General features: G+C 48.9%; 25 protein-coding genes and 1 pseudogene. 15 read left to right on the top strand and 11 right to left on the bottom strand.

The window, feature by feature from the left end:
* Positions 1-33: 33 nt before the first annotated feature.
* Positions 34-663, bottom strand: coding sequence for an HXXEE domain-containing protein (locus HP399_RS29055; protein WP_173620940.1), 630 nt, complete (start codon positions 661-663; stop codon positions 34-36).
* A gap of 19 nt (positions 664-682) precedes the next feature.
* Complete coding sequence (locus HP399_RS29050; protein WP_173620939.1) at positions 683-1,273, bottom strand: TetR/AcrR family transcriptional regulator; 591 nt, start codon at positions 1,271-1,273, stop codon at positions 683-685.
* A gap of 166 nt (positions 1,274-1,439) precedes the next feature.
* Here HP399_RS29050 and ytaF point away from each other — a divergent pair, with 166 nt between their 5' ends.
* The 4 genes from ytaF to HP399_RS29030 all read left to right on the top strand — a co-directional run bounded on the left by ytaF (position 1,440) and on the right by HP399_RS29030 (position 6,893).
* Positions 1,440-2,132: a sporulation membrane protein YtaF gene (ytaF, locus tag HP399_RS29045; protein WP_173620938.1), complete on the top strand. Its 693-nt coding sequence runs from the start codon at positions 1,440-1,442 to the stop codon at positions 2,130-2,132.
* A 108-nt stretch (positions 2,133-2,240) separates the two neighbouring features.
* Positions 2,241-5,045, top strand: coding sequence for a calcium-translocating P-type ATPase, SERCA-type (locus HP399_RS29040; RefSeq protein ID WP_173620937.1), 2,805 nt, complete (start codon positions 2,241-2,243; stop codon positions 5,043-5,045).
* 30 nt (positions 5,046-5,075) lie between these two features.
* Complete coding sequence (gene yunB / locus HP399_RS29035; protein WP_173620936.1) at positions 5,076-5,792, top strand: sporulation protein YunB; 717 nt, start codon at positions 5,076-5,078, stop codon at positions 5,790-5,792.
* A gap of 126 nt (positions 5,793-5,918) precedes the next feature.
* Positions 5,919-6,893: a copper amine oxidase N-terminal domain-containing protein gene (locus tag HP399_RS29030; protein WP_173620935.1), complete on the top strand. Its 975-nt coding sequence runs from the start codon at positions 5,919-5,921 to the stop codon at positions 6,891-6,893.
* A gap of 47 nt (positions 6,894-6,940) precedes the next feature.
* On the opposite strand, the gene HP399_RS29025 is transcribed toward HP399_RS29030, so the two are convergent.
* On the bottom strand, positions 6,941-7,456 hold the full coding sequence (locus tag HP399_RS29025; RefSeq protein WP_173620934.1) for a GNAT family N-acetyltransferase: 516 nt from the start codon (positions 7,454-7,456) through the stop codon (positions 6,941-6,943).
* Positions 7,457-7,617: 161 nt separating this feature from the next.
* On the opposite strand from HP399_RS29025, the gene HP399_RS29020 reads away from it, so the two are divergent.
* Together HP399_RS29020 and HP399_RS29015 are read left to right on the top strand one after the other, a co-directional pair.
* Positions 7,618-8,691, top strand: a complete 1,074-nt coding sequence (locus tag HP399_RS29020; protein ID WP_173620933.1) for a PAS domain-containing sensor histidine kinase — start codon at positions 7,618-7,620, stop codon at positions 8,689-8,691.
* Positions 8,663-9,319 (top strand): response regulator transcription factor, encoded by a 657-nt coding sequence (locus HP399_RS29015; RefSeq protein ID WP_173620932.1) that lies wholly within the window; start codon positions 8,663-8,665, stop codon positions 9,317-9,319. The genes HP399_RS29020 and HP399_RS29015 overlap by 29 nt, the downstream gene beginning before the upstream one ends.
* A gap of 184 nt (positions 9,320-9,503) precedes the next feature.
* On the opposite strand, the gene HP399_RS29010 is transcribed toward HP399_RS29015, so the two are convergent.
* A complete protein-coding gene (locus HP399_RS29010) occupies positions 9,504-9,623 on the bottom strand; it encodes a putative holin-like toxin (RefSeq protein ID WP_228088406.1) in 120 nt (39 codons plus the stop codon).
* A gap of 327 nt (positions 9,624-9,950) precedes the next feature.
* Here HP399_RS29010 and HP399_RS29005 point away from each other — a divergent pair, with 327 nt between their 5' ends.
* From HP399_RS29005 to HP399_RS28995, 3 genes are read left to right on the top strand one after another with little or no spacing between them, the layout of a single operon-like run.
* On the top strand, positions 9,951-10,118 hold the full coding sequence (locus HP399_RS29005; RefSeq protein WP_173620931.1) for a cytochrome c oxidase subunit 2A: 168 nt from the start codon (positions 9,951-9,953) through the stop codon (positions 10,116-10,118).
* Positions 10,119-10,141: 23 nt separating this feature from the next.
* Complete coding sequence (locus HP399_RS29000; RefSeq protein WP_007726119.1) at positions 10,142-10,609, top strand: cytochrome c oxidase subunit II; 468 nt, start codon at positions 10,142-10,144, stop codon at positions 10,607-10,609.
* A gap of 15 nt (positions 10,610-10,624) precedes the next feature.
* Positions 10,625-12,298 carry a b(o/a)3-type cytochrome-c oxidase subunit 1 gene (locus HP399_RS28995; RefSeq protein ID WP_173620930.1) on the top strand — a complete coding sequence of 558 codons (1,674 nt, stop codon included), beginning with the start codon at positions 10,625-10,627 and terminating at the stop codon, positions 12,296-12,298.
* A 224-nt stretch (positions 12,299-12,522) separates the two neighbouring features.
* Here HP399_RS28995 and HP399_RS28990 read toward each other — a convergent pair.
* Positions 12,523-13,279 (bottom strand): annotated as a pseudogene (locus HP399_RS28990) (SDR family NAD(P)-dependent oxidoreductase).
* A 127-nt stretch (positions 13,280-13,406) separates the two neighbouring features.
* On the opposite strand from HP399_RS28990, the gene HP399_RS28985 reads away from it, so the two are divergent.
* Positions 13,407-14,039 (top strand): nitroreductase family protein, encoded by a 633-nt coding sequence (locus tag HP399_RS28985; protein ID WP_173620929.1) that lies wholly within the window; start codon positions 13,407-13,409, stop codon positions 14,037-14,039.
* 105 nt (positions 14,040-14,144) lie between these two features.
* On the opposite strand, the gene HP399_RS28980 is transcribed toward HP399_RS28985, so the two are convergent.
* The 3 genes from HP399_RS28980 to HP399_RS28970 are packed head-to-tail and all read right to left on the bottom strand — an operon-like array spanning position 14,145 to position 17,635.
* Complete coding sequence (locus tag HP399_RS28980) at positions 14,145-15,539, bottom strand: ATP-binding protein (protein ID WP_228088404.1); 1,395 nt, start codon at positions 15,537-15,539, stop codon at positions 14,145-14,147.
* The gene (locus HP399_RS28975; RefSeq protein WP_144618057.1) at positions 15,526-16,233 is read right to left on the bottom strand and encodes a response regulator transcription factor; all 708 of its coding nucleotides are present in this window, start codon (positions 16,231-16,233) and stop codon (positions 15,526-15,528) included. Before HP399_RS28975 ends, HP399_RS28980 begins: the two co-directional genes overlap by 14 nt.
* 37 nt (positions 16,234-16,270) lie before the next feature.
* On the bottom strand, positions 16,271-17,635 hold the full coding sequence (locus tag HP399_RS28970) for a VCBS repeat-containing protein (protein WP_173620927.1): 1,365 nt from the start codon (positions 17,633-17,635) through the stop codon (positions 16,271-16,273).
* 254 nt (positions 17,636-17,889) lie between these two features.
* Here HP399_RS28970 and HP399_RS28965 point away from each other — a divergent pair, with 254 nt between their 5' ends.
* The 4 genes from HP399_RS28965 to HP399_RS28950 all read left to right on the top strand — a co-directional run bounded on the left by HP399_RS28965 (position 17,890) and on the right by HP399_RS28950 (position 22,043).
* Positions 17,890-18,846, top strand: coding sequence for a hypothetical protein (locus HP399_RS28965; RefSeq protein WP_173620926.1), 957 nt, complete (start codon positions 17,890-17,892; stop codon positions 18,844-18,846).
* 260 nt (positions 18,847-19,106) lie between these two features.
* Positions 19,107-20,321, top strand: a complete 1,215-nt coding sequence (locus HP399_RS28960; protein WP_173620925.1) for a GTP-binding protein — start codon at positions 19,107-19,109, stop codon at positions 20,319-20,321.
* A gap of 24 nt (positions 20,322-20,345) precedes the next feature.
* Positions 20,346-20,495: a 50S ribosomal protein L33 gene (rpmG, locus tag HP399_RS28955; RefSeq protein WP_007726139.1), complete on the top strand. Its 150-nt coding sequence runs from the start codon at positions 20,346-20,348 to the stop codon at positions 20,493-20,495.
* 132 nt (positions 20,496-20,627) lie between these two features.
* Positions 20,628-22,043 carry a glycosyltransferase family 4 protein gene (locus tag HP399_RS28950; protein ID WP_173620924.1) on the top strand — a complete coding sequence of 472 codons (1,416 nt, stop codon included), beginning with the start codon at positions 20,628-20,630 and terminating at the stop codon, positions 22,041-22,043.
* A gap of 1 nt (position 22,044) precedes the next feature.
* Here HP399_RS28950 and HP399_RS28945 read toward each other — a convergent pair whose 3' ends face one another.
* Together HP399_RS28945 and HP399_RS28940 are read right to left on the bottom strand one after the other, a co-directional pair.
* Complete coding sequence (locus tag HP399_RS28945) at positions 22,045-23,184, bottom strand: glycerate kinase (protein WP_173620923.1); 1,140 nt, start codon at positions 23,182-23,184, stop codon at positions 22,045-22,047.
* A gap of 92 nt (positions 23,185-23,276) precedes the next feature.
* Positions 23,277-24,440 carry a cation:proton antiporter gene (locus HP399_RS28940; RefSeq protein WP_173620922.1) on the bottom strand — a complete coding sequence of 388 codons (1,164 nt, stop codon included), beginning with the start codon at positions 24,438-24,440 and terminating at the stop codon, positions 23,277-23,279.
* A 229-nt stretch (positions 24,441-24,669) separates the two neighbouring features.
* Between HP399_RS28940 and HP399_RS28935 the strand changes: the two genes are divergently transcribed.
* On the top strand, positions 24,670-25,014 hold the full coding sequence (locus tag HP399_RS28935) for a cupin domain-containing protein (protein WP_173620921.1): 345 nt from the start codon (positions 24,670-24,672) through the stop codon (positions 25,012-25,014).
* A gap of 50 nt (positions 25,015-25,064) precedes the next feature.
* On the opposite strand, the gene HP399_RS31055 is transcribed toward HP399_RS28935, so the two are convergent.
* On the bottom strand, positions 25,065-25,199 hold the full coding sequence (locus tag HP399_RS31055) for a hypothetical protein (RefSeq protein ID WP_007726154.1): 135 nt from the start codon (positions 25,197-25,199) through the stop codon (positions 25,065-25,067).
* Between the last annotated feature and the right edge of the window lie 4 nt (positions 25,200-25,203).

Here is a 25,203-nt window from a genome sequence, read left to right as displayed (position 1 = left end):
AGAGGCTGACAGCGGCCTCTTCTTTTTTATGTTTTACGATTTATGAATGTAAGGCCCCAACTGCTGGCGAGTAAAGGTATAACGGGAGTTTTCGTCCTTTAGCCACATATTGCCCTTCACGATGAGAATGTACACCGCAACGATGAAATAGATCGTCCCGATGATCCAGTCTGGCGTGGTTACCATGCCAGTGGAGATGATGTGCTGGATATACCATACCCCGATCGGGATGTGGAAAAAGATAACGGCGAACAAGCCCGGATTGTAGATGGTTTTCGCTTTTAGATTCGCAAAAACTCCATGCCAGATAAACTGGAAGAAGCCCATGAGAATCGGTGCCAAACCGAGCCAGATGACCGTCGGGAACAAGAGGGGAACTAGATAAAAGACATAGGCAATGACGAGGTTGATGATCATCGCAGACTGTGGATTCAGCGGATATCTCTCTGGATGGCTGCTTTTGAAAATCAAACCATTAAACAGTCCGGCAAAATATCCCGGCCAACGGTACTCTTCATACTGATGAACAAGGATGGCAATGAAGCTTAGCCACAACAGCCGCTCGATAGCAGGAATGGTACTCCATTGAATCATCAAATACAGACCAACGCCAACTGCCACTAACAGACCGAGATCAGACCAATATTTTCGCAAAAAGTCCATCTGTCTCTCCCCCTATTTCCTATTTTTCATGAAAATAGCGTGCGAATAACAAATCAATCTGTTGCTCTACGGAAGCGACCTCGATTCCAGCGCCTGTAGACAATATCGACTTGAGCAAGGCTGGCAGAAAAATCGCTCCAAAGAGTTGCATGATCATCATCATGAGAACCTCATGGTCTTCTTCGTGGGTCATTTCCTTCAAAACTCCCTCAATCTTCACAAACCCGATGCTTTTTAGAAATTGACCGTACTCATATTGCGAGGTAAATACAGCACCACCAAGCGAAAAGATTCGCGAAACCAGCTCGGGATATTGCTGGATGATCTGCACGTAGCTCATTAAAAACTGCTTGAGTCGTTCTTGGGGAAGCAGAGATGTGTTATCCAAGAGATCAAATGTAGCTGTAAAGCTGCCTAGAAATGCACTGAGGGCTTCATTGATGAGCTTATCCTTGGAACCGAAATAGTAGTTAACCAAAGCTACGTTGGTACCGGAATCCGCTGCGATTTTCCGCACCGTCACAGTCTCGAAGCCCTCCATCTTGATCAAATCCAGTGTCGATTGCAAAATTTTCGCTTTCGTTTCGCTGTTTTTATCTACCTGTGACATGATCAACCTCCTTATTTATTGGAAACAAAATTCTTTGTTAAACACCGTTTTAAACGTTGTTTAATTTGATGGTATCAGTTTCCAAATGAGATGGCAATGATTTGTTGGCACATCAGCTGAGCTTTTCGCGTATACCTAATAGGCAATGGGAAAGAGGTGACCACATATGAGCGGATGGCTCGCACTCCTGCTCGTTTCCCTGGCCATCAGCATGGACAGTGTCAGTGTAGGATTGACGTATGGTTTACGGAACATGAGAATGCCCTTTTTGTCGCTCGTCGTCGTTTCCGGTTGTTCGTTTGCTGTTGTATATGGTGTCATGCTCGTAGGCTCATCCCTCACCGAATGGTTAACACCCGAGATCGGCAAGTATATTGGTGCCGCGGTCTTGATCCTCATGGGTTTGTTTACTCTGTGGCGGCTCATTGCGACACGGTCGGGGACAGAGGCTCAGGAGTCTACTGCTGCGAGCAGCAACGCCGTCGTAGCCGCAGAAAAACAGGAAGAGCAGGAGCCCATCGTATTATTGTCGCAGTTCCGCATTTTTGGTGTCATGATCCAGATTTTAAAAGATCCGTCCAAAGCCGATGCTGACCGTTCTGGGCATATTATGGGCTGGGAGGCCGTCATGTTGGGGCTTGCCCTGTCTTTGGATGCTTTCGGCGCAGGCATCAGCCTTACGTTTTTGGGATACTCGCCACTGCTCGTCGCTCTCTGTATCGCAGTGATGAGTGCTTTACTTCTTGCGGTAGGAATTGCCCTCGGTAGGCGCGCAGGAAAAGCTAGCTGGTTGACGAGACTCACCTGGCTGCCGCCGATTTTGTTGATTTGCATTGGTGTAGCCAAAAGCTTGAAATAACCGACAAACTAATCACAGACCCGTCCAGATAAATGGACGGGTTGTTTTATTTTCTAGCTCGTCTGCATACACATGAAAATGAGTGAGAAGTGGATGGAGGAGATGTAGGTGGATACACAGCCAATTCGAAAATGGTACACGCTGGCGGCGGCCGACGTGACCGAAGCCCTTCATAGTGATGCTGCGCAAGGGTTGACTCAGCAGGAGGCGGAGCGGCGACTGGCTAAACAAGGTGCCAACCAGTTGGCTGAACAAAAGCGAAAGCCTCTCTACTCGGTCTTTGTTGATCAGTTCAAGGATTTTATGGTACTCATCCTGTTCATCGCAACACTGATCTCGTACTTCCTTGGAGAGTACTTGGATGCGATTGCGATCATCGCGATCATCCTCATTAACGGCATCCTCGGTTTTATTCAGGAGGCCAAGGCTGAGCGATCCTTGCAAGCGCTAAAGGAGCTGGCATCCCCGATGGCGCGCGTCATCCGGGGCGGGCACATTTCCATGATACCGGCTTCGCGGCTGGTACCTGGTGATCTGGTGCAATTGGAGGCCGGGGACCGTATTCCCGCAGATTTGCGTTTGCTTTCGGCCAATCGGCTAGAGGTAGAGGAGTCTGCGTTGACAGGGGAGTCTGTCCCCGTCGGAAAAAACGTGAAAAGACTGGAGACAGCCCAGGCATCTACTGTACCGCTTGGTGACCAAAAAAATCTCGCGTTCATGGGCACGATGGTGACCGGAGGAACAGGGAGCGGCATCGTCGTAGCGACAGGGATGAGCACGGAAATCGGGAAAATCGCGCACTTGATGAATACAGCGGAAGAAGCAGAAACCCCTTTGCAGCTGCGCTTGGAGCAAATGGGCAAAATTCTTGTGGTCGTCGCACTGCTGTTGACGATTGTGGTCATCGCTGCTGGTGTCTGGCATGGTCATGAGCTGTTTACGATGTTCCTCGCCGGGGTGAGTCTCGCAGTGGCGGCGATTCCGGAAGGCTTGCCGGCGATTGTGACTGTCGCGCTAGCGCTTGGCGTACAGCGGATGATCCGCCGCAATGCGATCGTACGCAAGCTCCCATCAGTCGAGACATTGGGATGCGCCTCTGTCATTTGCTCTGATAAAACAGGGACTCTGACTCAAAATAAAATGACTGTTACCCAAGTGTGGCACAGCGATTCCACGTATGAGGTGAGCGGCAGCGGCTATGCACCAGAAGGAGCCTTTCACTATCTAGGGAAAATGGTATCTCCCGCCCGTGACGGAGCGCTCTCGCAAATGATCCGAATCGCAGACAGATGCAACAACGCCCGTTTGACATGCGAGGAGCAAAGCACGCGCAATTTACTCGGGATGGGCAAGACGTCACGCTTTTGGCAAGTCGTAGGCGACCCGACAGAAGGTGCTCTCAAGGTGCTTGCCGCGAAGGCATTGGGCGGCAATACAGAGCGTAGCAACCAGAAGAATCAGGGACAGCGTGTGGAGGAGCTCCCCTTTGATTCTGACCGCAAAATGATGTCGGTCGTCGAAAAGGGGACGGACGGCGTATATTCCCTGCTGACCAAAGGCGCGGCGGAGGCATTGTTGGCGAGATCGACACACATTTTGTGGAAGGGAGAGCTCATTCCACTCTCCGCGACGCTTCGTCACCAAGTACTGGAGCAAACGGAACGGATGGCAGGCAAAGCGCTACGCGTACTTGGCTTCGCGTATAAGACGCTGCAAGGCTATCGCCCTGGACAGCCAATCGGCTCCTTGGAAAACAATCTCGTCTTTGTCGGAATGGCCGGGATGATCGATCCACCGCGAGAAGAGGTGCGCCCAGCGATCAATCTGTGCCATCAAGCAGGAATCAAGACGGTCATGATTACAGGCGACCACAAGGTGACAGCAGAAGCAATCGCCCGGCAGATTGGTTTGATGCGTGGCTACGGAGAAGTATTGGAGGGGCGGGAGCTGGATGGCATGTCAGATGAGCAGCTCGCAGAGTATGCGGAGCGCGTCACTGTCTATGCCCGTGTGTCTCCTGAGCACAAGCTGCGGATCGTCCGTGCCCTGCAAAGCCAAGGACATGTTGTTGCCATGACCGGAGACGGTGTCAATGATGCTCCTGCGATCAAGACCTCAGACATTGGGATCGCGATGGGGATTACCGGTACAGATGTAACGAAGGAAGCGGCCGATCTCGTGCTGCGCGACGATAACTTTGCCACGATTGTCGCTGCCGTCGAGGAAGGGCGTAACATCTATGACAACATTCGAAAATTCATCCGTTATTTGCTCGCGTCCAACGTAGGCGAGATTCTCGTCATGTTTTTTGCGATGCTCCTCGGGCTTCCTTTGCCTTTGGTGCCGATCCAGATCTTGTGGGTCAATCTCGTGACGGATGGTTTACCAGCAATGGCGTTGGGCGTCGATCAGGCGGAGAAAGATACGATGTATCAGAAGCCGCGCAACAAGGCAGAGAACATATTCAGCCGAGGGTTGGGCTGGAAAATTATTAGCCGTGGTTTCCTCATCGGGGCCATGACATTGCTCGCGTTCTGGCTGACGCTCAAAGAGAATCCGAATGACTTGGTGCATGCCCAAACTGTCGCTTTCGTTACGTTGGTTATGGCGCAGCTAATTCACGTTTTCGATTGCCGGAGTCAATATAGCGTTTTTCACCGCAATGTATTTGAAAACAAATACCTCGTCTGGGCCGTGCTTTCGTCGATCGTGCTCGTGATCGGTGTCGTATACATGGAGACACTCCAGCCGATCTTCAAAACAACGGATTTGAATCTGCGCGATTGGGCATTAATTTTGGTCGCGGCAGGAGTTCCTACGTTTGTCGCGGGAATCGGTGGGGTGCTTACCAGCAGCAGACAGCGCACAAGCAAAGAAAAACGTCCAGCTATGCGTACGGTTCGTCCTGACTAATCGAGCCGCCAAAGGGGAGAGGGAGCCATCGTGCGCTTGAGAAGGGGAGGATGGAAAAGACGTAGAAGAAGAATTTTCGCTGGGCTCCTACTGATTATTGTAGTATTTATCGTTTTGTTTATCGTTGTGGAACGCAGGGTAGAGCCGACGTTGATGCTGATTGCCCAGGCCAAGGCAGAGCAGGTCGCCAAGCTCGCCATTACCGATGCAGTCACCAAACGGATGTCCCAGCAGGGTGTCGACGTCAACGAAGTTGTCATTATGGAGAAAGACGAGAATGGCAGCATCAAAGCGGTGAATTTTAATTTCAAAGAGTATTCCCGGATTGTGGGAGAAACGACAGCCCGTATTCAAAATCGTTTGAAGGAATTCGAGCAGGAGCACGTCAAGACAACCATACCACTAGGCTTGGCTACCAAAAACGTCTTTCTGGAGCACTTTGGGCCTGATATTCCGGTGTCGTTCGTTCCGATTGGCGCGGTCAAAACCAAGCTGGAAACGAAGCTAAAGCAAGCGGGAATCAACATGGTGCTGGTGACTGTCTACATTTATGTGGAAGTCGATCTGCGGGTCATTATTCCGTTTGCAACCAAACAGCAAACAGTCACCACGGAAATCCCGGTCTCCGAGGCGCTGATCGTCGGCAAGGTACCAACCTATTTGTACGACAATCCATCCGGGAAGCCCGATGTGCCGATGCCGCGAACGAACCAAGTCCCAAGCAACCAGATTCCAAGCCAGCCGTGATGTTTTTCGCTTATACGCGAACGATTTACACATCTATGAAAATTTATTTGAAACGTTTCTGAAATGATGCCGTCCAATGAATAGAGACACACAAAAACAAGCAAGAACATTGGAGGCATAAACAATATGAAAACAATCCGTACAGGTATGATGACAATCGCGGCACTGGCCGTTTTGGGAACTAGCGTGGTATCTGCAACCTCCGAACCAGTAAAAGAACTTTCTGTTAACATAAACGGTCAAGCAATCGCACAAGATGCGATCTTCGATAAAGGTCAACAAACCGTACTGGTTCCACTTCGTCCTGTTGCTGAAGCCCTCGGTTTCAAAGTAAGCTGGAACGACAAGGAAAAAGCAGCAGAAGTGCAAAGAGGCGCGATCACCAGCTACGCAAAAGAAGGAGAGGATCGCTATCCTTTCGCAAAAATGTACAAAACGCTGGGAGCAGAGCCTCGCGTACTGAATGGCAGCACCTATGTGCCAGTCGCATTCGTTGACGAAATCCTGCAAGCAGACGTGAATGTAACCGATGATGCAGTGACTGTAGTGGAGGACGAAATCGCTCCTATGCGCACAGGTACCATTACGAACATCAGTAAATCCGATAAAGGCTACTCGGTTACACTGAACATCTATGAGTCTGGCATCATCCTGCACCTGACGGAAGACACCAAAATTACGGATGAAGCTGGTAAAGTGCTGAAGCCAGAAGACTTGAAGCTGGGTATGGCCGTAGATGCGACAACCGAAAAATTCATGGCGATGAGCTTGCCGCCACAAACGAGTGTGCTCAGCATCACGGTAAAAGGCGGCCTGGAGACTCAGGACGTCCTGGGAACAGCGGGAAAAGTAGCGAGCATCTCTGCTGACAAAGATGGCAACTACAAAATGCTCGTAGAGGGTCGCGGTATTACCGAAACCTCCCAAGAAAAAATCAACCTGAACATTACCGAGAAAACGGTGATCATCAATGCGCGAAACAACAAAGTACTCTCGCCAGCTGAGCTGAAAGAGGATATGCAAGTAGTAGCCTTCTACGGCCCAATGATGACGAAGAGCCTGCCACCTATCGGCACTGCTGAGAAAATCGTAGTAGAGTAAGAGAAAGAACGGGATGGCATTTGCTGTCCCGTTTTTTGCGTTCATGACTAGATTGTGTATTTCATACAGATGACGCAACCGTGTTTTTCCGTCTCTCTTTCCTCGTAGACAACAAAACCATATTTCTCGTAAAAAGGCACGACCCGGCTATTCTTCTCCAAAACGGCCAGATGCAGAGAGGTGTAGCCGTTTTCCTGGTACCAGGCGATTAACGTATCCAGGAATTCTCTAGCGTACCCGTGACTCTGGTAGGCGCTGTGCAGCATGATGAGGCCGAGCCAAGGGTGGCCATCTCGTGGATTATGCAAAATAAACTGGGCGATCCCGATGATCTCGGTACCGTGTACTTCTCTTATCGAAAAGCTGTAGGAGTCCGCAAACGCCAGATTATCTTGATGGTCTTCTGCTACTGTCTGCAGAGTGACGACCCGTTGTCCAAAGGCAAACTCCATATAATCGGGGTTTGAATTGTACACCGCTAGCAGTTCGGGGAAATCGTGTTCCGTGACGGGCTGAAAAACCAATCGAGCGCTATGGGCTGGGAAGGGAGTAGGGCTCGGCATGTCAAAAGCTCCTTTCAGTATATTTGCCATTTATCTAATTAGATGATATTCTAATTTTATAAAATGTCAATTCGAATGATGATAAGGGAATTCCCTGATACACTTTCTTTTATGGAAACTTTACAATAACGTTAGAATGATTGTCTCAAAAGGAGGAGCGCATGGGTGCGTCGAGTGAAGTGCTCTCCCTGATGCAGTCCATCTTTGCCAACGCTAGCGATGCGATCCTGGTCATTGATCATGAGGGACGAATCGTAAAGGCCAATGCTGCGTTGGAACAGATGACGGGCTGGACAGAAGAAGAGCTGATTCGAGATAAACATATTTGCGAGCTGTGTCTCGGAATGGCAACGTGTATGGAAGAAACGAGCTGCACGGATTGCTTTTTTAAGCGCGTGCAAATGCCTTCATTCGAGATGAGGCTCCGAACGAAATCCGGTGTGGATTACCCTGTCGCTGCCAGCTCAGCGAGACTAGAGGATGAATCGCAGGGGAAGCTGGTCATGATTATGCGTGATATGTCTGCGCAACAGCGAGTGGAAAAAGAGCGCTACCAGTACAAGTTAACGAATTTTGCGATCCAAGCACAAGAAGAAGAACGAAAGCGCATCGCCCGGGAGCTGCATGATGGCGTAGGGCAGGCGCTTTATAGTATTTTAGTGGGACTAAACGTAGTCAGACAACGAGAGTTGAGCGAGCTGGTTATGCAGCATGTCACGGAATTGGTGAATATGACTTCCAAGGCGATGGAGGAAGTGAAGCGCATGGCGCTGGAGCTGCGTCCGTCTGCACTGGATGATCTCGGTTTACTGCCTGCATTACGTTCATTGATGAAACGGGTGGAAAAGACGTTTCATATCCAGGTGGAGCTGCATGTTCAGGGGGAGAAACGCAGATACTCTGCTGCGATGGAAACAGCACTGTACCGGATTGTACAGGAAGCCATGACCAATACGGCAAAATACGCAAAGGCGAGCCATCTGGGAATCATGTTCGAGAATAGGGAGAAGGAAATTGTCGTTACGATTGTGGATGACGGCGTAGGGTTTGAAGTAGAGAAAACATTGAACATCGGCAAAGGTCTCGGTGTGTTTGGCATGAAGGAGCGAGCCCAGCTGCTTGGTGGTACCGTTGATATTCGCTCCGCACCCGAGGAAGGAACGACGGTGATCGTCCGAATTCCGGTGCCGAAGGAGGGGGTAGAGGATGACCATTCGCGTCTTGATCGCCGATGATCATGCGATTGTACGCTCTGGACTGGGGATGCTGATCAACGCCCAGGAGGATATGGAAGTCGTCGGTTATGCAGCTGACGGAAAAGAGGCATGTGAAAAAGCATGGGAAGTCCAGCCCAACGTCGTCTTGATGGACTTGAGCATGCCGCCTGGGGAAAACGGCTTGACGGCAACTGCCAGACTGAAGGAAACGGCACCAGACATACAGGTGCTTGTGCTTACGATGCATGATGACGAGGAATACTTGTTTCGGGTACTGCAAGCCGGTGCTGCCGGCTATATTTTAAAAAGCGCCCCTGACCTCGATTTGATCACGGCGATCCGTTCGGTCAATCAGGGCATGGCCTATTTGTATCCATCTGCGACGAAATCTCTGATCGAGGAATTTCTGCAAATGGTCAAGAACGGTGAGGAGCAGGCCAAGTACGACATCCTGACTGATCGGGAAAAAGAAGTGCTGGTCTTGATTGCCAAGGGCTTTAGCAACAAGGAAATTGCCGAGCGGCTCACTGTTTCCGTCAAGACGGTCGAATCGCATAAAGCGCATATTATGGAAAAGCTTCATCTGCGGACGCGGCCTGATTTGGTGCGGTATGCGATTAAGAAGGGCTGGCTTGATTTTGAGTAGAGTACAATCTGTTGTATATAGTCAACAGCAAAACCATATGTTATGATAAAGCTAAGAATTTAAGGCTAAAATAAATAGACCAGAGTGCTGGAACACTCTGATCTATCGTACAGTAGACGGTACCCTGTAAGGGGGATCGGCTCAGCAGAATTTAAAACGGGGATGACCGCTCAGGCCTGCTAGCTCAAGAGCGGTCATTTTTTTTGGTCAGGGCAACAACGATTGCTACAATAAGTCCAAGAAGGGCAACGATGAAGCTGCCAAATTGGAGCATGAGTGTAAACATTTCGCTAGTAATTGCCATAATCTCACCCCCCTTCCGTTTCCGACATGGGAGATGAGCCGACCACCCTTGAGAGCCGTGTCTATGTACTTATCTTAATTTTACTACTGTTCTGTGAAAGGTACTAGCTTTTATAGAAGATATTTTTAGTGGACGATCCCAATAAGGGGTCGTCTTTTTTTGTGTCGAACTTGTGACCAAAAACGGTCATAAAAAGGTCGAAATCAGGGGTTTCCCGGAACATTTTAGGGGATTTCCCCGAATTACTTCCAAGGGGTTCCAGGGGTAGAATGAAGGCGTGAAAACTACACCGCGCCCATGAGGCACGTAGGAAAGGAGAAGAGCGCGATGGAGACGCAAGTTGACAAGGCGGAGAAAGGCAAGAAATCAAAATCCAACAAGCTACAAACGAACCAGGAAGACTTGAAGGGAACGTTTGTCGCGGTTCTGATCGTCGGAGGTATCATTCTAGTCGGTTGGTTGGGTGTATTCGGGCTTTTCCTGGATAGGGCGTAATAAGGAAGTAAAGGAGGGTACTTATGCATTTGCATCGATATGAAAAAATCTGGTTGATGCTTGGCGCAGGCGGTTTGGCCTTATTTATTGTATTGTTGTGCGTCAATGCGTTTGCCATGGGGATGGCTCCGCCAAGTAATATGGAAATGATTGATCCGGAGAAGGTTACGGAGACGCCTCCTTTTGATAAACCAGGCTTGAAACAGGTAGGAGACAACGAATACGACGCTTACATGACAGCATTTGCGTTCGGCTTCGCTCCAACCAAGATGGAAATACCAGTTGGCGCAACGGTGAATTTCCACGTCACGAGTCCAGACGTTATTCACGGATTCCAGATTCCAGAGACCAACATTAACTTCATGGTTCTGCCTGGACACATCAGCTCGGCGACACACACGTTTGACGAGCCAGGCGAGTATTTGATCCTTTGTAACGAATACTGTGGCGCAGGTCATCAGGTTATGGCGACCACGATTATTGTGAAATAAAGGTAGGTGAATCCTATGGTAATCGCACGGAAGATCGACGATACAGTCCCCCATGTTCCGGTTCAGCGTTCTGCGGCAAGGCTTAGTTTGGCCTATGTGTGGGTAGCTTATATTGCATTCGGATTGGCGGCTGTGGCAGGGATGGTACAGGGCATGGTTCGTGGTGGAATCATGGAACTGCCGAGCTGGACAAATTACTATCAAATTTTGACCGCCCATGGCGTGTTGATGGCACTTATTTTTACCACGTACTTCATCGTCGGATTTATTTTCTCAGGAGTCGCCCGCACGACAGGTGGTTCCTTGCACGGAGCCGCTCTGAAATTTGGATGGGCCGGCTGGATTCTCATGACGGTAGGGACATTGATGGCTGTTGTCACCATTTTGTTGAATGAAGCCTCTGTCCTTTATACGTTCTACGCACCACTGAAAGCATCTCCGTACTTTTACATTGGTTCTGCCTTGCTCGTAGTAGGTAGCTGGCTAGCGGGATTCGGGGTTTTTGCCAGCTATCGCAAATGGAAACGCGAAAATAAAGGGAAAATGTCCCCGTTGTTCGTCTTCATGGGTGTGACTACCTATGTCTTGTGGATTACAGCGACAATTCCTGTAGCGGTTGAGGTTCTGTTCCAACTTATCCCGTGGTCACTCGGGCTGGTTCCAACGATTAACGTCATGCTCAGCCGTACGCTGTTCTGGTTTTTCGGTCATCCACTCGTTTATTTCTGGCTACTGCCTGCTTATATGGCGTGGTATGTATGCTTACCAAGAATCATTGGGGGTCACGTCTTCAGTGATTCGCTCAGTCGACTTGCCTTTCTCTGCTTGCTCTTGTTCTCCATCCCAGTCGGGTTCCACCATCAATTGATGGAGCCAGGAATTTCGCCAGCATGGAAAATGATACACGTGACATTGACGCTGATCGTCGTTATCCCGTCGTTGATGACAGCCTTCTCGATGTTTGCGGTTTTTGAAACGACCGGACGTAAAAAAGGTGGGGTTGGTCTTTTCGGATGGTTGAAAAAACTGCCGTGGACAGATGTACGCTTCTTCGCCCCATTTGTTGGGATGCTGTTCTTCATTCCTGGCGGAGCTGGGGGAATTATTAACGCAAGTAACCAGATTAACGCGGTCGTACACAATACGATTTGGGTTACGGGTCACTTCCACATCACCGTAGGAGCTGCGGTGGCGCTCACTTTCTTCGGCGTCAGCTTTTGGCTGATACCTGCATTGACTGGACGTCAGTTGACCAAGACTGCGAATCGCATGGGAATGGTACAAACGGTATTCTGGGCAGTAGGAATGTTCTTGATGTCGCTCGCCATGCACGCAATGGGTTTGCAAGGGGCTCCGCGCCGCACAGATTACACGACGTATATGGACCACCCGTTAGCTTTGGGCTGGATGGATTATCAACGTGTAATGGCGTTTGGTGGCGGACTGCTGTTCGTATCCGCGATTCTCTTGATCGCCATCTTGCTGTATCTGACTTTCTACGCACCAAAGGGAAATACAGAATATCCGATTGCCGAGACAGAGACAACGCAAGAGGTTCCAAAGATTTTGGAGCGCTGGCCTGTATGGATTGGACTCGTTGCCTTCCTGATAATTCTCGCCTACGGTTATCCGATTTTGCAACAAATTCAGCACCAGGCACCAGGCTCGCCGCCTTTTGTGACTTGGTAAGACGATAGGTATGAAAAAAGCCGCTCATTCCGTTTGGAAGCGAGCGGCTCTCCTTTTTTTAAAAAAAATCTAGCGCTGCCAATTCGGTAAAGGCAAGAATCAGATACCCGATTGCCAAAAGCCATAGGGCGAGAATTCTGAGGTCTTCCTCTTCAAATGGCATACAACTCCTCCTTTTTCTCTTGTTAACACAACATATTCAAGAGGGAGGACATTGGTTTAGCTTATGGCTCGTATATCATTTTGCGGGTCATACCGCCATCTACAATCAGCTCAGTACCTGTAATGAAATCATTGTCCTTTTGCGTCAAAAATAGACACGCACGGGCAATATCATCGGGTGTACCTACGCGACCTGCCGGATGCTGGGCATGATCCCCGGGACGAAGAGCGGCATAATCGCGGTGTTCAATCCAGCCGGGAGAGATCGCGTTGACACGAATCCCATCGGGGCCGAGTGAGACACCAAGCGCATGTGTTAAGGATAAAATGCCTCCTTTGGAAGCTGCGTATGCTTCCGAGTGTGGCTCGGACATGTGCGCCCGCGTCGAACAAAGATTAAGGATAGCGCCTCCACCATGGCGACGCATGATTTTGGCTGCTTCTCTCGATGCGAGAAAGACACTGCGCAAATTCGTGTTCAAGATATGGTCCCACGCTTCGACGGTCAGTTCATAGGGAGATTCCCATACGGACAAGCCCGCGTTGTTGATCAAAACATCGAGTCGCCCCCAGCGTTCATCGACGGTTCTCATCAATTGTTCGATCTGCGCTGGCACGCTGACGTCGATGTTGCTCGAAGTGTGCTGTACCTTTCACAGCTTCTGTCGTGTTGATTAGCGAGGTAGTTTCTTCTCCCGCTGCGCGATTGTATTCGGCGATGACGACATGTGCTCCTTCGGCAGCATACATGGTGGCGACAGCCCGTCCGATGCCTTGGCCACCGCCAGTGACGATGACAATGTTATCCGTGTATTTCATCGAGAGTGCCTCCAAACAATAGGGTATGAAGCGAAATGCAAAAAGTAATTGCAAAATGTTTGTAACGATAATAAAGTAAGTAGTATCTTTTTAACAGCGTACTATACAGTATGGAGGAGATTCAACTATGAATACAGAACTGAAAATTACCGCTGAACAGGTAATGGAAGCCCGTCACAGCGTGCGTAAATACGATCCGAATGAAAAAATTCCACAAGGCGAGCTGAACGAAATCCTGCGTCTTGCAGCAAGTGCGCCATCGTCCTGGAATTTGCAGCATTGGCGTTTTCTCGTCGTGACCGATCCTGCTATCAAAGAAAAACTGCTCCCAATCGCATACAATCAGCAGCAGGTAGTGGATGCTTACGCTACCATCATCATTCTCGGCGATCTGGAGGCTTATAAGTCTGCTCGCCCAGTTTATGATGAAGCATTGGCAAATGGATACGTTACAGAGCAAGTGCGTGAGACCATGATCGCGCAAATCGAAGGGGCTTACAATAACAACCCGGAAATCGCTCGTGATGAAGCAATTCGTAATTCGTCCTATGCAGCGATGCAACTCATGCTGGCGGCAAAAGCAAAAGGATACGACACATGCCCAATGGGTGGCTACAACCGTGATGCGCTCATTAAAGAGCTGAACATCCCAACCCGCTATTTGCCAACACTCATGCTGACTTTGGGGAAAGCAAGCGTGCAAGCCTATTCGACTTCCCGTTTTGGTTTGGATGAATTGGTCATTCAAAACAGCTTCTAATATCGTGTTCTTACAGCAAAAAACTCATCCACGCCTCATATCAATGTGGCAAGGGTGAGTTTTTTTGTAATATCTTCTCCAGGAGTGCTATTCGCTCTTCCTGCCTTATTGATTCGCCAACAACGGTAAATCCACCATAATCGATGTTCCTTGACCAAGGGCGCTGCTAACTGAAAACCGCCCGGCATGGAGTTGAATGATCTCTTTGCAGATCGCCAATCCCAGACCACTGCCGGAGAGCTTGGAGCGTCCCTTGAAAAACTTTTCTGTGACATGCGGCAGGTCTTCCGGGTTAATGCCTTCGCCAGTATCCGTGACGGTGACAAGGAGCCTATCGCCTGACAAGGAAGCTGCGATGACGATCGAGCCGTTTTGTGGCGTGAATTTCAACGCGTTGTCCAGTAGATTCACAAATACTTGCTTGAGTCTATTCGGGTCTCCCATAACCATGAGTGGGGTAGGGGGAGTCTCCAGCTTCAACTCAATTTGTTTCGAGTTGGCACGTACTGAAAATTGAAGATGCAAATCATGGAGAAGATCCCGGACATCCATGCGTTCGCGAGACAATTTCATCTCACCGGATTGAAACTTCGAGAAATCGAGCAATTCCTCGACGAGCCCGATTAAACGATCTGTCTCCTTGGAGATGACCTCCAGACCGAGCATCGTCTCTTCAGGCTCTTCCAGACCGCCCGAAATGAGTGTTTCGCCCCACCCCTTAATCGATGTAAGTGGGGTACGCAGCTCATGGGAGACAGAGGAGATGAAGTCATTTTTCAGCTTTTCGTTTTTCCCAATCTCCGCTGCCATGTAATTGAAAGTATCCGCGAGGGTTCCTACCTCATCATCGAATCGTTTTGGCGCGCGGACAGCGAAATTTCCTTCCGCCATTTGTTTCGCCGCATTCGTTAAATCTTCGATAGGGTCGACGATTCGTTTTGCCATGAGTAGGCTGAGCGCAAAAGCGAGGACGACTACGCCTGTCCCAACGCCAGCCCCGTACAAGGCAATGCGATTTACTGCTTGATAGAGCGGTTCAGCGGAGATCGTGTACCGCAGAACGCCTACAAATTCTCCACTGTACGTAAGTGGATTGGCCACTGCGATGACACGCTCCCGCGACTGCGGACTTTTCCCGATGTACAAACCACTTTGTCCCTTGAGGGCATCCATGACGTCAGGAGTATTGATGATCTCGCTGGTCTGAAAGCCGTAGGAGTTGAGAATGACTTTTCCTCCTGGGTCCAAGACCTCAATTTTGGCGTATTCCTGATTCGAAACATTTTCCAAAATGTAGCGTGCTTTGTCTTTTAACCGATAGCCAGTGGCGTACTTGTTAATAAAATTGGTGAAGGTCGTGCTGCGGGTCACTAATGCTTCGGTCGCAGTCCCAATGTAATACGTATGAACGGCCCAATAAAACAGTCCTTCCAAGAGCAGCACGATCAGAAGAAGGATCAGGCCGAAATGAAGAACCAGCCTACTCTTAATGCCTTTCATCGGGGACGTCCTTTCGCCACAGGTAGCCATATCCCCAGACTGTCTCCAGGAAAGCTGGATGAGCCGGATCGTCCTCGATTTTTTGCCGGATTCGGCGAATATTCACATCAACGATTTTTAAGTCACCGACGAAAAATTGACCCCAAACTGCTGTCAAAATCTCGTCCCGACTGATGGCTTTGTTCGCATTTTCAGCGAGTAATTTGATGATGGCAAATTCTTTTGGCGTGAGGTCAATTTCTTGTTCCGCCCGAATCAGCTTGCGTTCATCGAGCAACAGCGTGAAGGGGGCAATGTTAATTTCATTTTTGTCCTCAGCCTCAGGAATGGGTGTCAATCTGCGGTGCAACGCTTTGACACGGGCCAACAGTTCCGCAGGGCTAAACGGTTTAGAGACGTAATCGTCTGCTCCGAATTCGAGACCCATGACTTTGTCCAGCTCCTGGCTTTTAGCCGTCAACATAATGATCCCGAGGCGCGGATATTTTTTTCGCAGCTGCCCGCATACTTCGAAGCCATCAATGCCGGGGAGCATGACGTCGAGAATCGCAATGACGATGTCCGATTGTTGATCTGCGAGATCAAGTGCCTCTTCTCCGGTCCCAGCCTCGATTACCTCATAGCCCTCGCGCTTGAGATTGATGCGCACAAAATCTCGGATGGATTTCTCATCTTCCAGTAATAGAACCTTCATAGGGCAAATCTCCTTGATAAGGATTTACTATTTCACTTTATTCCCGGTTCGTCATCGGTTTGTAGAGCTGACGAACCTCCTCTGCGGTAAGCTGCATCGATCGATATTCTGCGAGAGCAGCTTTTCCAAGGGTAGGTGTCGTTTGCGGTAAAATGGCGATCAAAACTTGTTTTCCCTCTTCCTTCAGCAAAATGTAGGGAACTTGCTTTTGCTTCAATCCGCTTTCAAATTTGATCCATTCGTTTTGTGGAATGCTTTGCAGCGTTAGTAATTCTGCCTTATTTTTTCCATTCGCACCGTAATAATGGAATCGGACTAGAAGTGGATTCGTATCATGGTTGATGGAGATGGTGTATTTTTCGCCCCATTTTGCCGGAATCTTGAGGTCAAAGCTTTGTGTGTAATTTTGATAATGATCTTCGATATGTTTCAAGCCCGTTTTCCCGTCCCATTGGAAGTAGGAGGAGACCCAAGGGATTTCTGCCATGGCTAAATCCTCTGTCCCAGCGGGTTGTATCTTCGTACCGATCTCGATGATGCCATCACCGTTGATATCTTCACTTTCCAAAGAATACGGCTTGAAGGTCAGGTCCATCTCTCCTTCTATTTTTGCCAAAGGGTTGGACAGTTGTCCATTGTCCCAGAGGAGTAGTTCAGTGGAAGCAGAGTGAGCCCCTAATCCAGCATCAATAAATAGTCCGTTTCGGGTTGGTGATGCTTTTCCGATGATAGCCTGATAGTAACCATTCACATATCCGTCAAGGGCTAGCTCCGTCTTTTTTGCGATTGTGCCGTTCCCCGCCCCATACAGCTCGGCTTTGGATGTGAAGTTATTTTTATCGAGAACAACGAGAGCGAGATCCGCGTGATCATCTCCTGTCAAATCGCCTACTGCCATAATCGTATAGGGCTGCTTCATCAATTCCTGAGTCATATTATTCGCTAGCGAATAAACGGAGAGCTCCTTGTTTAAATCTTCGCCGCCTCCCATTCCAATCAGCATTTCCGGAATGTTGTCCCCAGTGAGATCTTGAAAGGAGACATAATCCAATTCGCTGCCGACACCAGTAAAGGAGGAGAGCTTTTCCCAGTTTCCTTGTTTTTGGGTAAGCACAAGCACACCGATTTCGTAATCGGTTTTTTCGGTTTTGTAAAAAGCGACGACCTCTGCAACCCCATCCCCGTTTAGATCCTGTAGGGAGACGGCACTGGCTTCTGCGGGATGAAGAGGAACAGATAATTGTGACCCAGCCGGCAAAAATTGCATGACGGCCTGATTGATCGATTTTTGATCGCCGTCTGCTGATGGGGCGCGCATCAATTCATTGGGTGTATCTGTGAGTCCGCAACCGCTAAGAAGCGAGGCGCAGAGTGCTGTCGTTACGAGCCAAGCCTTTTTCATTTCAAATGTTCCTTTCTGTTGCTGCATCCATTTGACTATATTGTAGCTTGCCCATCCCACAAAATTGTTGCAAAACGGTAAAAAAACCCGTTTTCGAGCTTTTCAAGAACAAGCGAACGTGTTCTAAGCTTCCTTATACAGGAAAAAAGTGCGAGAGAACAGGGCATATTATACTAGCAACAATTGACCTAACAAATTCGTTTAAAAATGTAGGATAGGAGTTGGATGTTATCTATACGAAGGAGGAGAAAAGGATGAAAGCATGGCACAAAACGATGGCGGCAATTCTTTGCAGCGGCGCGGTTCTCATGGCTTCGGGCGTTGGGGCTGACTCGGTTCAAGCGAGCGGCACTCAATCTCAAGCGTACGCGCAGGTAGTCTTATTACAACCAGAGCAAAACATCCCATTCACCATACAATTTGTCGATGGCTTTGTGGCAAAAGTAACGAATACAAAAACAAAAGCGACGAGCACAGTAGATATATCGGACAATAAGGCTACGTACGTGAAACAAGGAATTTATCATGCCAATGGAAAGCTGCAAAAGGAAACCAATGGATATACGCAAAAGCTGGTGGAGCTGGTACCATTCCGGGATGCGAAAGGCAACCTGCGTTACATGGGCAAGCAAACCTTGCATGGGCTGAATACGGAGGATCGGCTTGCAGTGGCAACCAGTGTGTGGAACATCGTCAATAAACAGCCGCAGCTTTTACAGGTAACGGTTCAAAAAGCAGACTGGGACAATATGCCGTCACCAGATGTGACGATCAATAGTGGCTTCAGTATGGACAGCGATAGTACCTTTGTCCTTGATACGAAGTATGCAGACGTGACCGGAGACAATATCAAGGATCTTATTTTGCTTGTAGGCGATAAAATGGGCGTATCGATGAATCAGACGGCCCATAACCTGCGCGTCGTGGTTCGCGAAGGGAAGGATAATCAGCAGACGTTTATCTCTGTAGGGAAACGCGACAGCGGTATTCTTCCAAAGCTTGCTATCACGGATGGCAATGCTGATCAGGTAAAAGATATTCTCGTCACAATGCCGACTGCGACAGGTCATGTGTACAGTCAGCTTACGTGGAAAGAAAATCGCCCGCAGCCAGTCGTCGAGCAGGGGAAATTAAATGATCGTCAGGCGTACCAGCCAGTCATTGGGGCTTATGGCGAAGCTATTGGGATGAATAAGGCGAAAAAACAATAGTGGAGTAGGCGTGGAGAAAATCAGTCAGAGTGAAATCTGGCTGATTTTTTTAATACTAATTTGCAGGCATTATGCCATCTTGAATGAAAAGGTGCGGGATTATTTGTGAAAAGGTTATTACGAAAAGAGAAAGGGTTTTTCTTCGGTTTTTTAAATCGTAATAATTACGTTTTGTATTGACTCCAGATATTTTGGTGCGTTATGATAGCTAACAAATCGTAATTATTACGTTTTGTAAAAGTTGAAAAGGAGAACCTAGCATGAACATGAACGAAAATAAAATCCCTGTCACAGTCTTAAGCGGGTACTTGGGAGCGGGCAAAACGACGCTACTGAACCATGTCCTGAACAATCGGGACGGGCTACGAGTCGCCGTAATCGTTAACGACTTGAGCGAAGTAAACGTAGACGCCTCTCTTATTCTCTCGGGCAGTGGTCTTTCACGCGTGGACGAAAAGGTCGTGGAGCTGTCGAATGGCTGCATTTGCTGCACCTTGCGAGAGGATTTGCTGGCGGAGGTAGAGCGTCTGGCTTTGGAAGGACGGTATGACTACATACTGATTGAATCGACGGGAGTAGGCGAGCCGGTTCCTGTTGCCCAGACTTTCACATACGTAGACGAAGAAAATGGCATCAATTTATCGTCGCTGTGCCGTTTGGACACGATGGTGACCGTAGTGGATGCATACCGCTTCTGGCATGACTTTTCGTCCGGGGAAAACCTTTTGGACAGAGGGCAGGCAGTTGGCGAAGAGGATACCCGTGAGGTCGCGGATCTTTTGATCGACCAGATTGAATTCTGTGATGTGTTGATTCTGAACAAATGCGATCGTGTCGCTCCAGACGATTTGATACAGCTGGAAGCCGTTCTGCGCAAGCTACAGCCAAATGCTCGCTTCATCCGAGCTGTTCGTGGGCAGGTAGACCCGCGAGAAATTTTGAATACCCATCTGTTCGACTTCGAGACTGCCAGTCAATCAGCGGGTTGGATTGCTGAGCTGCAAAAGGAAGTGCATACACCTGAGACGGACGAGTACGGAATTTCCTCCTTCGTTTATCGCGGTCGCAGGCCGTTTCATCCAGCTCGTTTTGAAAAGTGGTTGGAGGATTGGCCAGAGGAGGTCGTGCGTGCTAAAGGATTTTTCTGGTTGGCGACACGAAATGACGTGGCGATGTCGCTCAGTCAGGCGGGGCCATCCATCGAAATCGGAACAGCTGGTTATTGGACAGCAGCATTATCGACAGAAGAGCAACAAGCCATTCTGGTAGAGGAGCCGGATTGGCAGCAAACATGGCATCCCGTACATGGAGATCGAACAACAGAGCTCGTCTTTATCGGGATCGATCTGAACCAGGAGCAAATCGTGAAGCATCTCGATGCATGTCTCCTGAACGATGAGGAATACGAGGCAGACTGGAGTATGCTACCAGATCCACTCCCGACAGCAGATGCTGTAATCGAGACGACATTGTAACCAAAAAAGAGGAGGCTAACATCCATGCGCGTGAACGTTACCCTGCAATGCACTGAAACAGGAGATCGCAACTATATCACATCCAAAAACAAGCGGAATCATCCCGAGCGATTGGAACTGAAAAAATACTCCCCGCGACTAAAACGCTATACCCTTCATAGGGAAACTAAGTGATTTCAAAAAATGTCTGAAGACCATAGGCACCGTGCCCAACACCTTCTTATCACCAAAACATAAAATGTACGTGTGTCTATCGAATAAAGAATTCGCTGCAAGTCCTAGCTCTTAAACAGGAGAGGGTTCGGTATGAAAATCGTGATCATCGCCCCTGAGCAAATTCCCGTCCCCCCCATTCTTGGGGGGTCCGTCGAAATTACGATTCTGGCGATCGCCAAAGAATTGAGTAAGTGGCACTCGGTCTCGATCATCAGCAGAGCGCATTCTCGTTATCCGAAGTATTCTGTTATCGATGGAGTGCACATATATCGCGTTCCTACCGGCAGTCCTGCGAAATATTTGACCCATGTGAAAAAAATCCTGAAAAAACGCCGATTTGACGTTTTACAAATTGATAACCGTCCGGAGTTCGTCAGTCAGATTAAATCGATGTTTCCGAAAGCTACTGTGTCCTTGTATCTTCACTCGCTGACATTTGTCAACTTTCCCCATACCAGCCGGGCAGAGACCTTGGCCGGATTACGAAAAGCAGACTTGATTATCACCAACAGTTCCTCGCTTGAAAGTCGGCTTTCTGCTCGTTTTCCTAGTATGTCGAGAAAAATCCGGGTTGCATGGCTTGGCGTTGATACATCTCGCTTTTCCCCTATTCAAAAAACCTCTGATCCCCGTGCCTTCACCATATTGTTCGCAGGCAGGCTTATTCCACGCAAAGGCGTTCCTGTATTGCTTCAAGCAGTTAAGCTCGTGAATAAACAGGTAGCCCAACCTGTCAAAGTAATGATTGCAGGAGGATCACCAACAAGCAAATATGCAAGGCAATTGCAGTCGCTCTCTCGTAAATTTGGCATACATGCCGAATTTCTAGGTACGATCCCCCATTGTCATATCCATCGCGTTTTTAGAAAAGCTGATTTGTTCATTTGTCCTTCGCAAAAGCATGAATCGTTCGGACTTGTTAACGTCGAAGCGATGTCTTCCGGATTGCCAGTCGTTGCCTCGAAAAACGGGGGCATAAAAGAAGTGATTCAGCACGGTCGTTCTGGATTGCTGATCAAACAATATAAAAATCCGCAAGCCTTCGCCGATGCGATCTGTTCGCTGATCATGAATAAGCCCCTGTATTTGAAAATGAAGCAAGAAGCTCGTGAAATTGCCTTGGAGAAATTTAGTTGGCGTGCAACAGCCGATAGACTCAACCAGATATATGAATCTGAAAAAGCTTTTATCGCTGCCGATTGCCATGAACGTCAAGATTTGCACGAATGGCACGGTACCGAGCATGGCGTCCAGCCCGCGCGAATGGAAGAGGAGCCTGACAATGGTGGAGATAATGACGTGGGAAGTAATCCATGCTGTGATGCCATCCTGCAACCATCTGGCATCGTCCGCGATTGGAGTTACTTTGATGATGACACCCAAAGCATCACCAGTACCGGAGTTTTCCAAAATCTTGATGAGAGTGATGACTTCGCCGAAGCCACTTTCGATTTCTTTTCCGATATCGGCTATCAAAGGCTTGTCGATGCACTCATTTACGGTTAACTCAATGCTGGAGCGGGATCGTAGCAATCCGCATAACCTGCTCGGCTGTCTGCTCCAAGAGCGAGGCAGCTTCGCGCATCGATTGATCCAGCGTCATCGGTTTGTTGGTGATGCTGACAACGGCAGAAACGCCTTTTTCATAAAGGGTGTCGATGCCATTTCCAATGGAACCAGCGAGGACGATGACGGGAATGCCGTATCGTTGTGCGGCTTGGGCAACTCCACATGGCGTCTTTCCTTGGGCCGTCTGGAAGTCGACTTGTCCCTCACCTGTGATCACAAGATTGGCTTTGTCCATGGCTTCCGCGAGTCCGGTCGTCTCGATCACAATCTCAATTCCGGAACGCAACTGACCATTTAGAAAAGCGAGAAGGGCACCAGCGACACCACCCGCAGCACCTGTCCCAGGCAAATCGTGAATGGAGATGCCGCGGGTCTTTTCGATCAAGTCAGCGAAATGGCGCAAATGATCATCCAATTGCAGCACCATTTCCGGTGTGGCTCCTTTTTGTGGGCCGAAAACGTGAGAAGCACCATTGGGTCCAACAAAAGGATTGGTAACATCACACGCGATGACGAAGTGACAGTCAGCCAGCCGCTTATCTACCTGACTGGTATCAATACGGCTCAGTCGTGATAATTCACTACCCCCAAAAGAGAGTGGCTGATCGTCTTGATCGAGAAGCACATATCCGAGAGCTTGGAGCATGCCAGCGCCTCCGTCATTGGTAGCACTGCCACCCAATCCAAGAATGAACTTGCGGCACCCTTGATCCAGTCCGGCCGTAATCAACTGACCAAAGCCATAGGTCGTCGTGACAAGCGGGTTGCGATCTATGGCAGAAATTAAGTAAAGACCAGAGGCAGCAGCCATTTCGATTACACAGGTTACACCGTCACCCAAAATGCCGAATTCAGCAGAAATGTCCTGTCCGAGCGGGTTTTTTACCGTGGCGGTCAGTATTCTGCCATCTGTGGCATCGACCAGGCACTGCATGGTACCTTCGCCGCCGTCAGCCATCGGTTTCACGATGAGCTCACTTTGCGGGAGTACGCGTTGAATCCCTGAGCGAATGGCTTCGCCTACTTGTTTGGCAGTTAGGCTACCTTTAAAAGAGTCCGGAGCGATTACAATTTTCATGACGGTGTTCCTCCTATCAGAAAAGAGGGTATTTTTACCATGATAAAAAAGACTGTCCCCCGCGTCTATGGCGAGAAACAGTCTAGGTTGTGTTAGGCGTTCTTTTTCAATGCCATTTCTTCTGGCTGTGCCGTTTTCGAGAAGAACCATTTCATCATTGGTGGAGTGACGATGGTGGTTAAGAGTACGACGACAATCAGGACGGCAAACATGTCTTGTGTGAGCAAATTGCTCTCCAGGCCAATTGCGGCGATAATGAGGGCCACTTCCCCACGGGATACCATCGCAGCACCAATGGCCATCGAGTTTTTCCACGGGAAGCCTGTGATTTTTGCACCAAAAGCACCACCGATGAGCTTGGAAACAACCGCGATGACGCTCAGGAGAACAATCAGTCCGAGGTTTTCCAAGATGCCAGAGAACTGTGCCGTTACTCCGATCGAGGTGAAGAAGACTGGCACGAACACCGCATAGCTGATAGTCTCGACCTTGTGCGTTACTTCTTGCTTGTAATTGGTCAAGCTGATGGCAACACCGGCGATGTAGGAACCGATAATAGCGGCAACCCCTGTATATTCAGCAAAATAAGCGAACAGGAAACAGATAATGAGTGCTGCGGAAATGACCGATTCTGTAACCTGCAACGGAGCGAATTTTTTCAAAACCCAAGGGACAACCTTCCAGGAAAGAACGATGACGATGGCAAAAAACGCGACCTTTTTCAATACCACCATGCCGAGATTTACGTCGCCGCCTGCAAAGCTCATCAAGAAAGCGAGTGCCAGGATAACCAAAACGTCATCAATGACAGCGGCTCCCATGATTGTTGCGCCTTCTCTTGATTTTAGCTTGCCCAATTCCTTCAACGTTTGTACGGAAATACTCACACTGGTAGCAGAGAGCAACAGGCCAAGGAAGATCGATTCGATGTTGGAGAGACCAATCGCAATCCCGGCACCATAACCGAGTGCAAGTGGTATAACAATCCCTGCGACACCTACGCTTGTTGAAGACTTGGCGGTGCGTTTGAACTCATCAATATCGGTCTCCAAGCCCGCGATAAACATGAGCAGGATAACCCCGATTTGGCTAATTTCCTTGAGGATTTCTGTGTCTGTGACCAGCCCGAGAACGGTAGGACCTAAAACGATACCGATGAGCAGTTTCCCCAAAACGGATGGCTGTCCCAGCCGCACGCTGATGTCACCAGCGATTTTGGAGGCGATCAAAATGACAGCTAGCTGAAAAATAAGCATGTGGTTTCCCCCTTTTACGAAATAAAAAAGAGCCCGCGATCACAGCTTTCTTTTTGTCGGCTAAAAAAGACAAAAAGAACCCTATGATGACAGGCTCCTCCAGTAACGAATCAAATATTCACTTACAATACACAAATATTTTAACATACTGGGCAGAAAAAGTAAACACTTGGTGACAAATGCTCCTCAGCGTGTGAAGATAGAGCAAAAAACCGGAGGAGGAGCAGACATGGCGAAAATCAGCAAAGAGAATGCAGAGCATTATCATTGGGGCGATCAATGCGATGGCTGGCATCTGGTCAAAGGCCAAGAGCTCAGCGTCATTCATGAGCGGATGCCCGGAAATACCGCAGAAGTGCGCCATTATCACGAGCGGTCGCGTCAGTTTTTCTTCGTGCTATCAGGACAGGCTATGCTGGAAGTGGATGGCGTTCGTCATGTGTTGGGCAGGCAGGAAGGGGTAGAAGTGCCTCCAGGAGTCAAACACCAGATGAAAAACGAGGGAGCAGAGGATGTGGAGTTTCTTGTGATCTCACAGCCGACAACAAGAGGAGACCGCATCCAAGCAGAGTAAAGAAAGCCTGACCGTCAAAAGAAGCGGTCAGGCTTTTATATGCGTCAAGCTTATTTGAAATTGGTGAAATCGGACATTTGTGCGAAGATATCTGCCAATGCGTGCATTCCTTCGAATGTTTGATAAGCGAAAATAGGCAGACCCACAACAAACAACAAAGCTTCTCCGATATATTTGGCGATCATATGA

The sequence above is a fragment of the Brevibacillus sp. DP1.3A genome, assembly GCF_013284245.2.
GTDB lineage: Bacteria > Bacillota > Bacilli > Brevibacillales > Brevibacillaceae > Brevibacillus.
The sequence above is the reverse complement of the archived record's forward strand: the minus strand, read 5'-3'. Positions and strand labels throughout refer to the sequence as shown.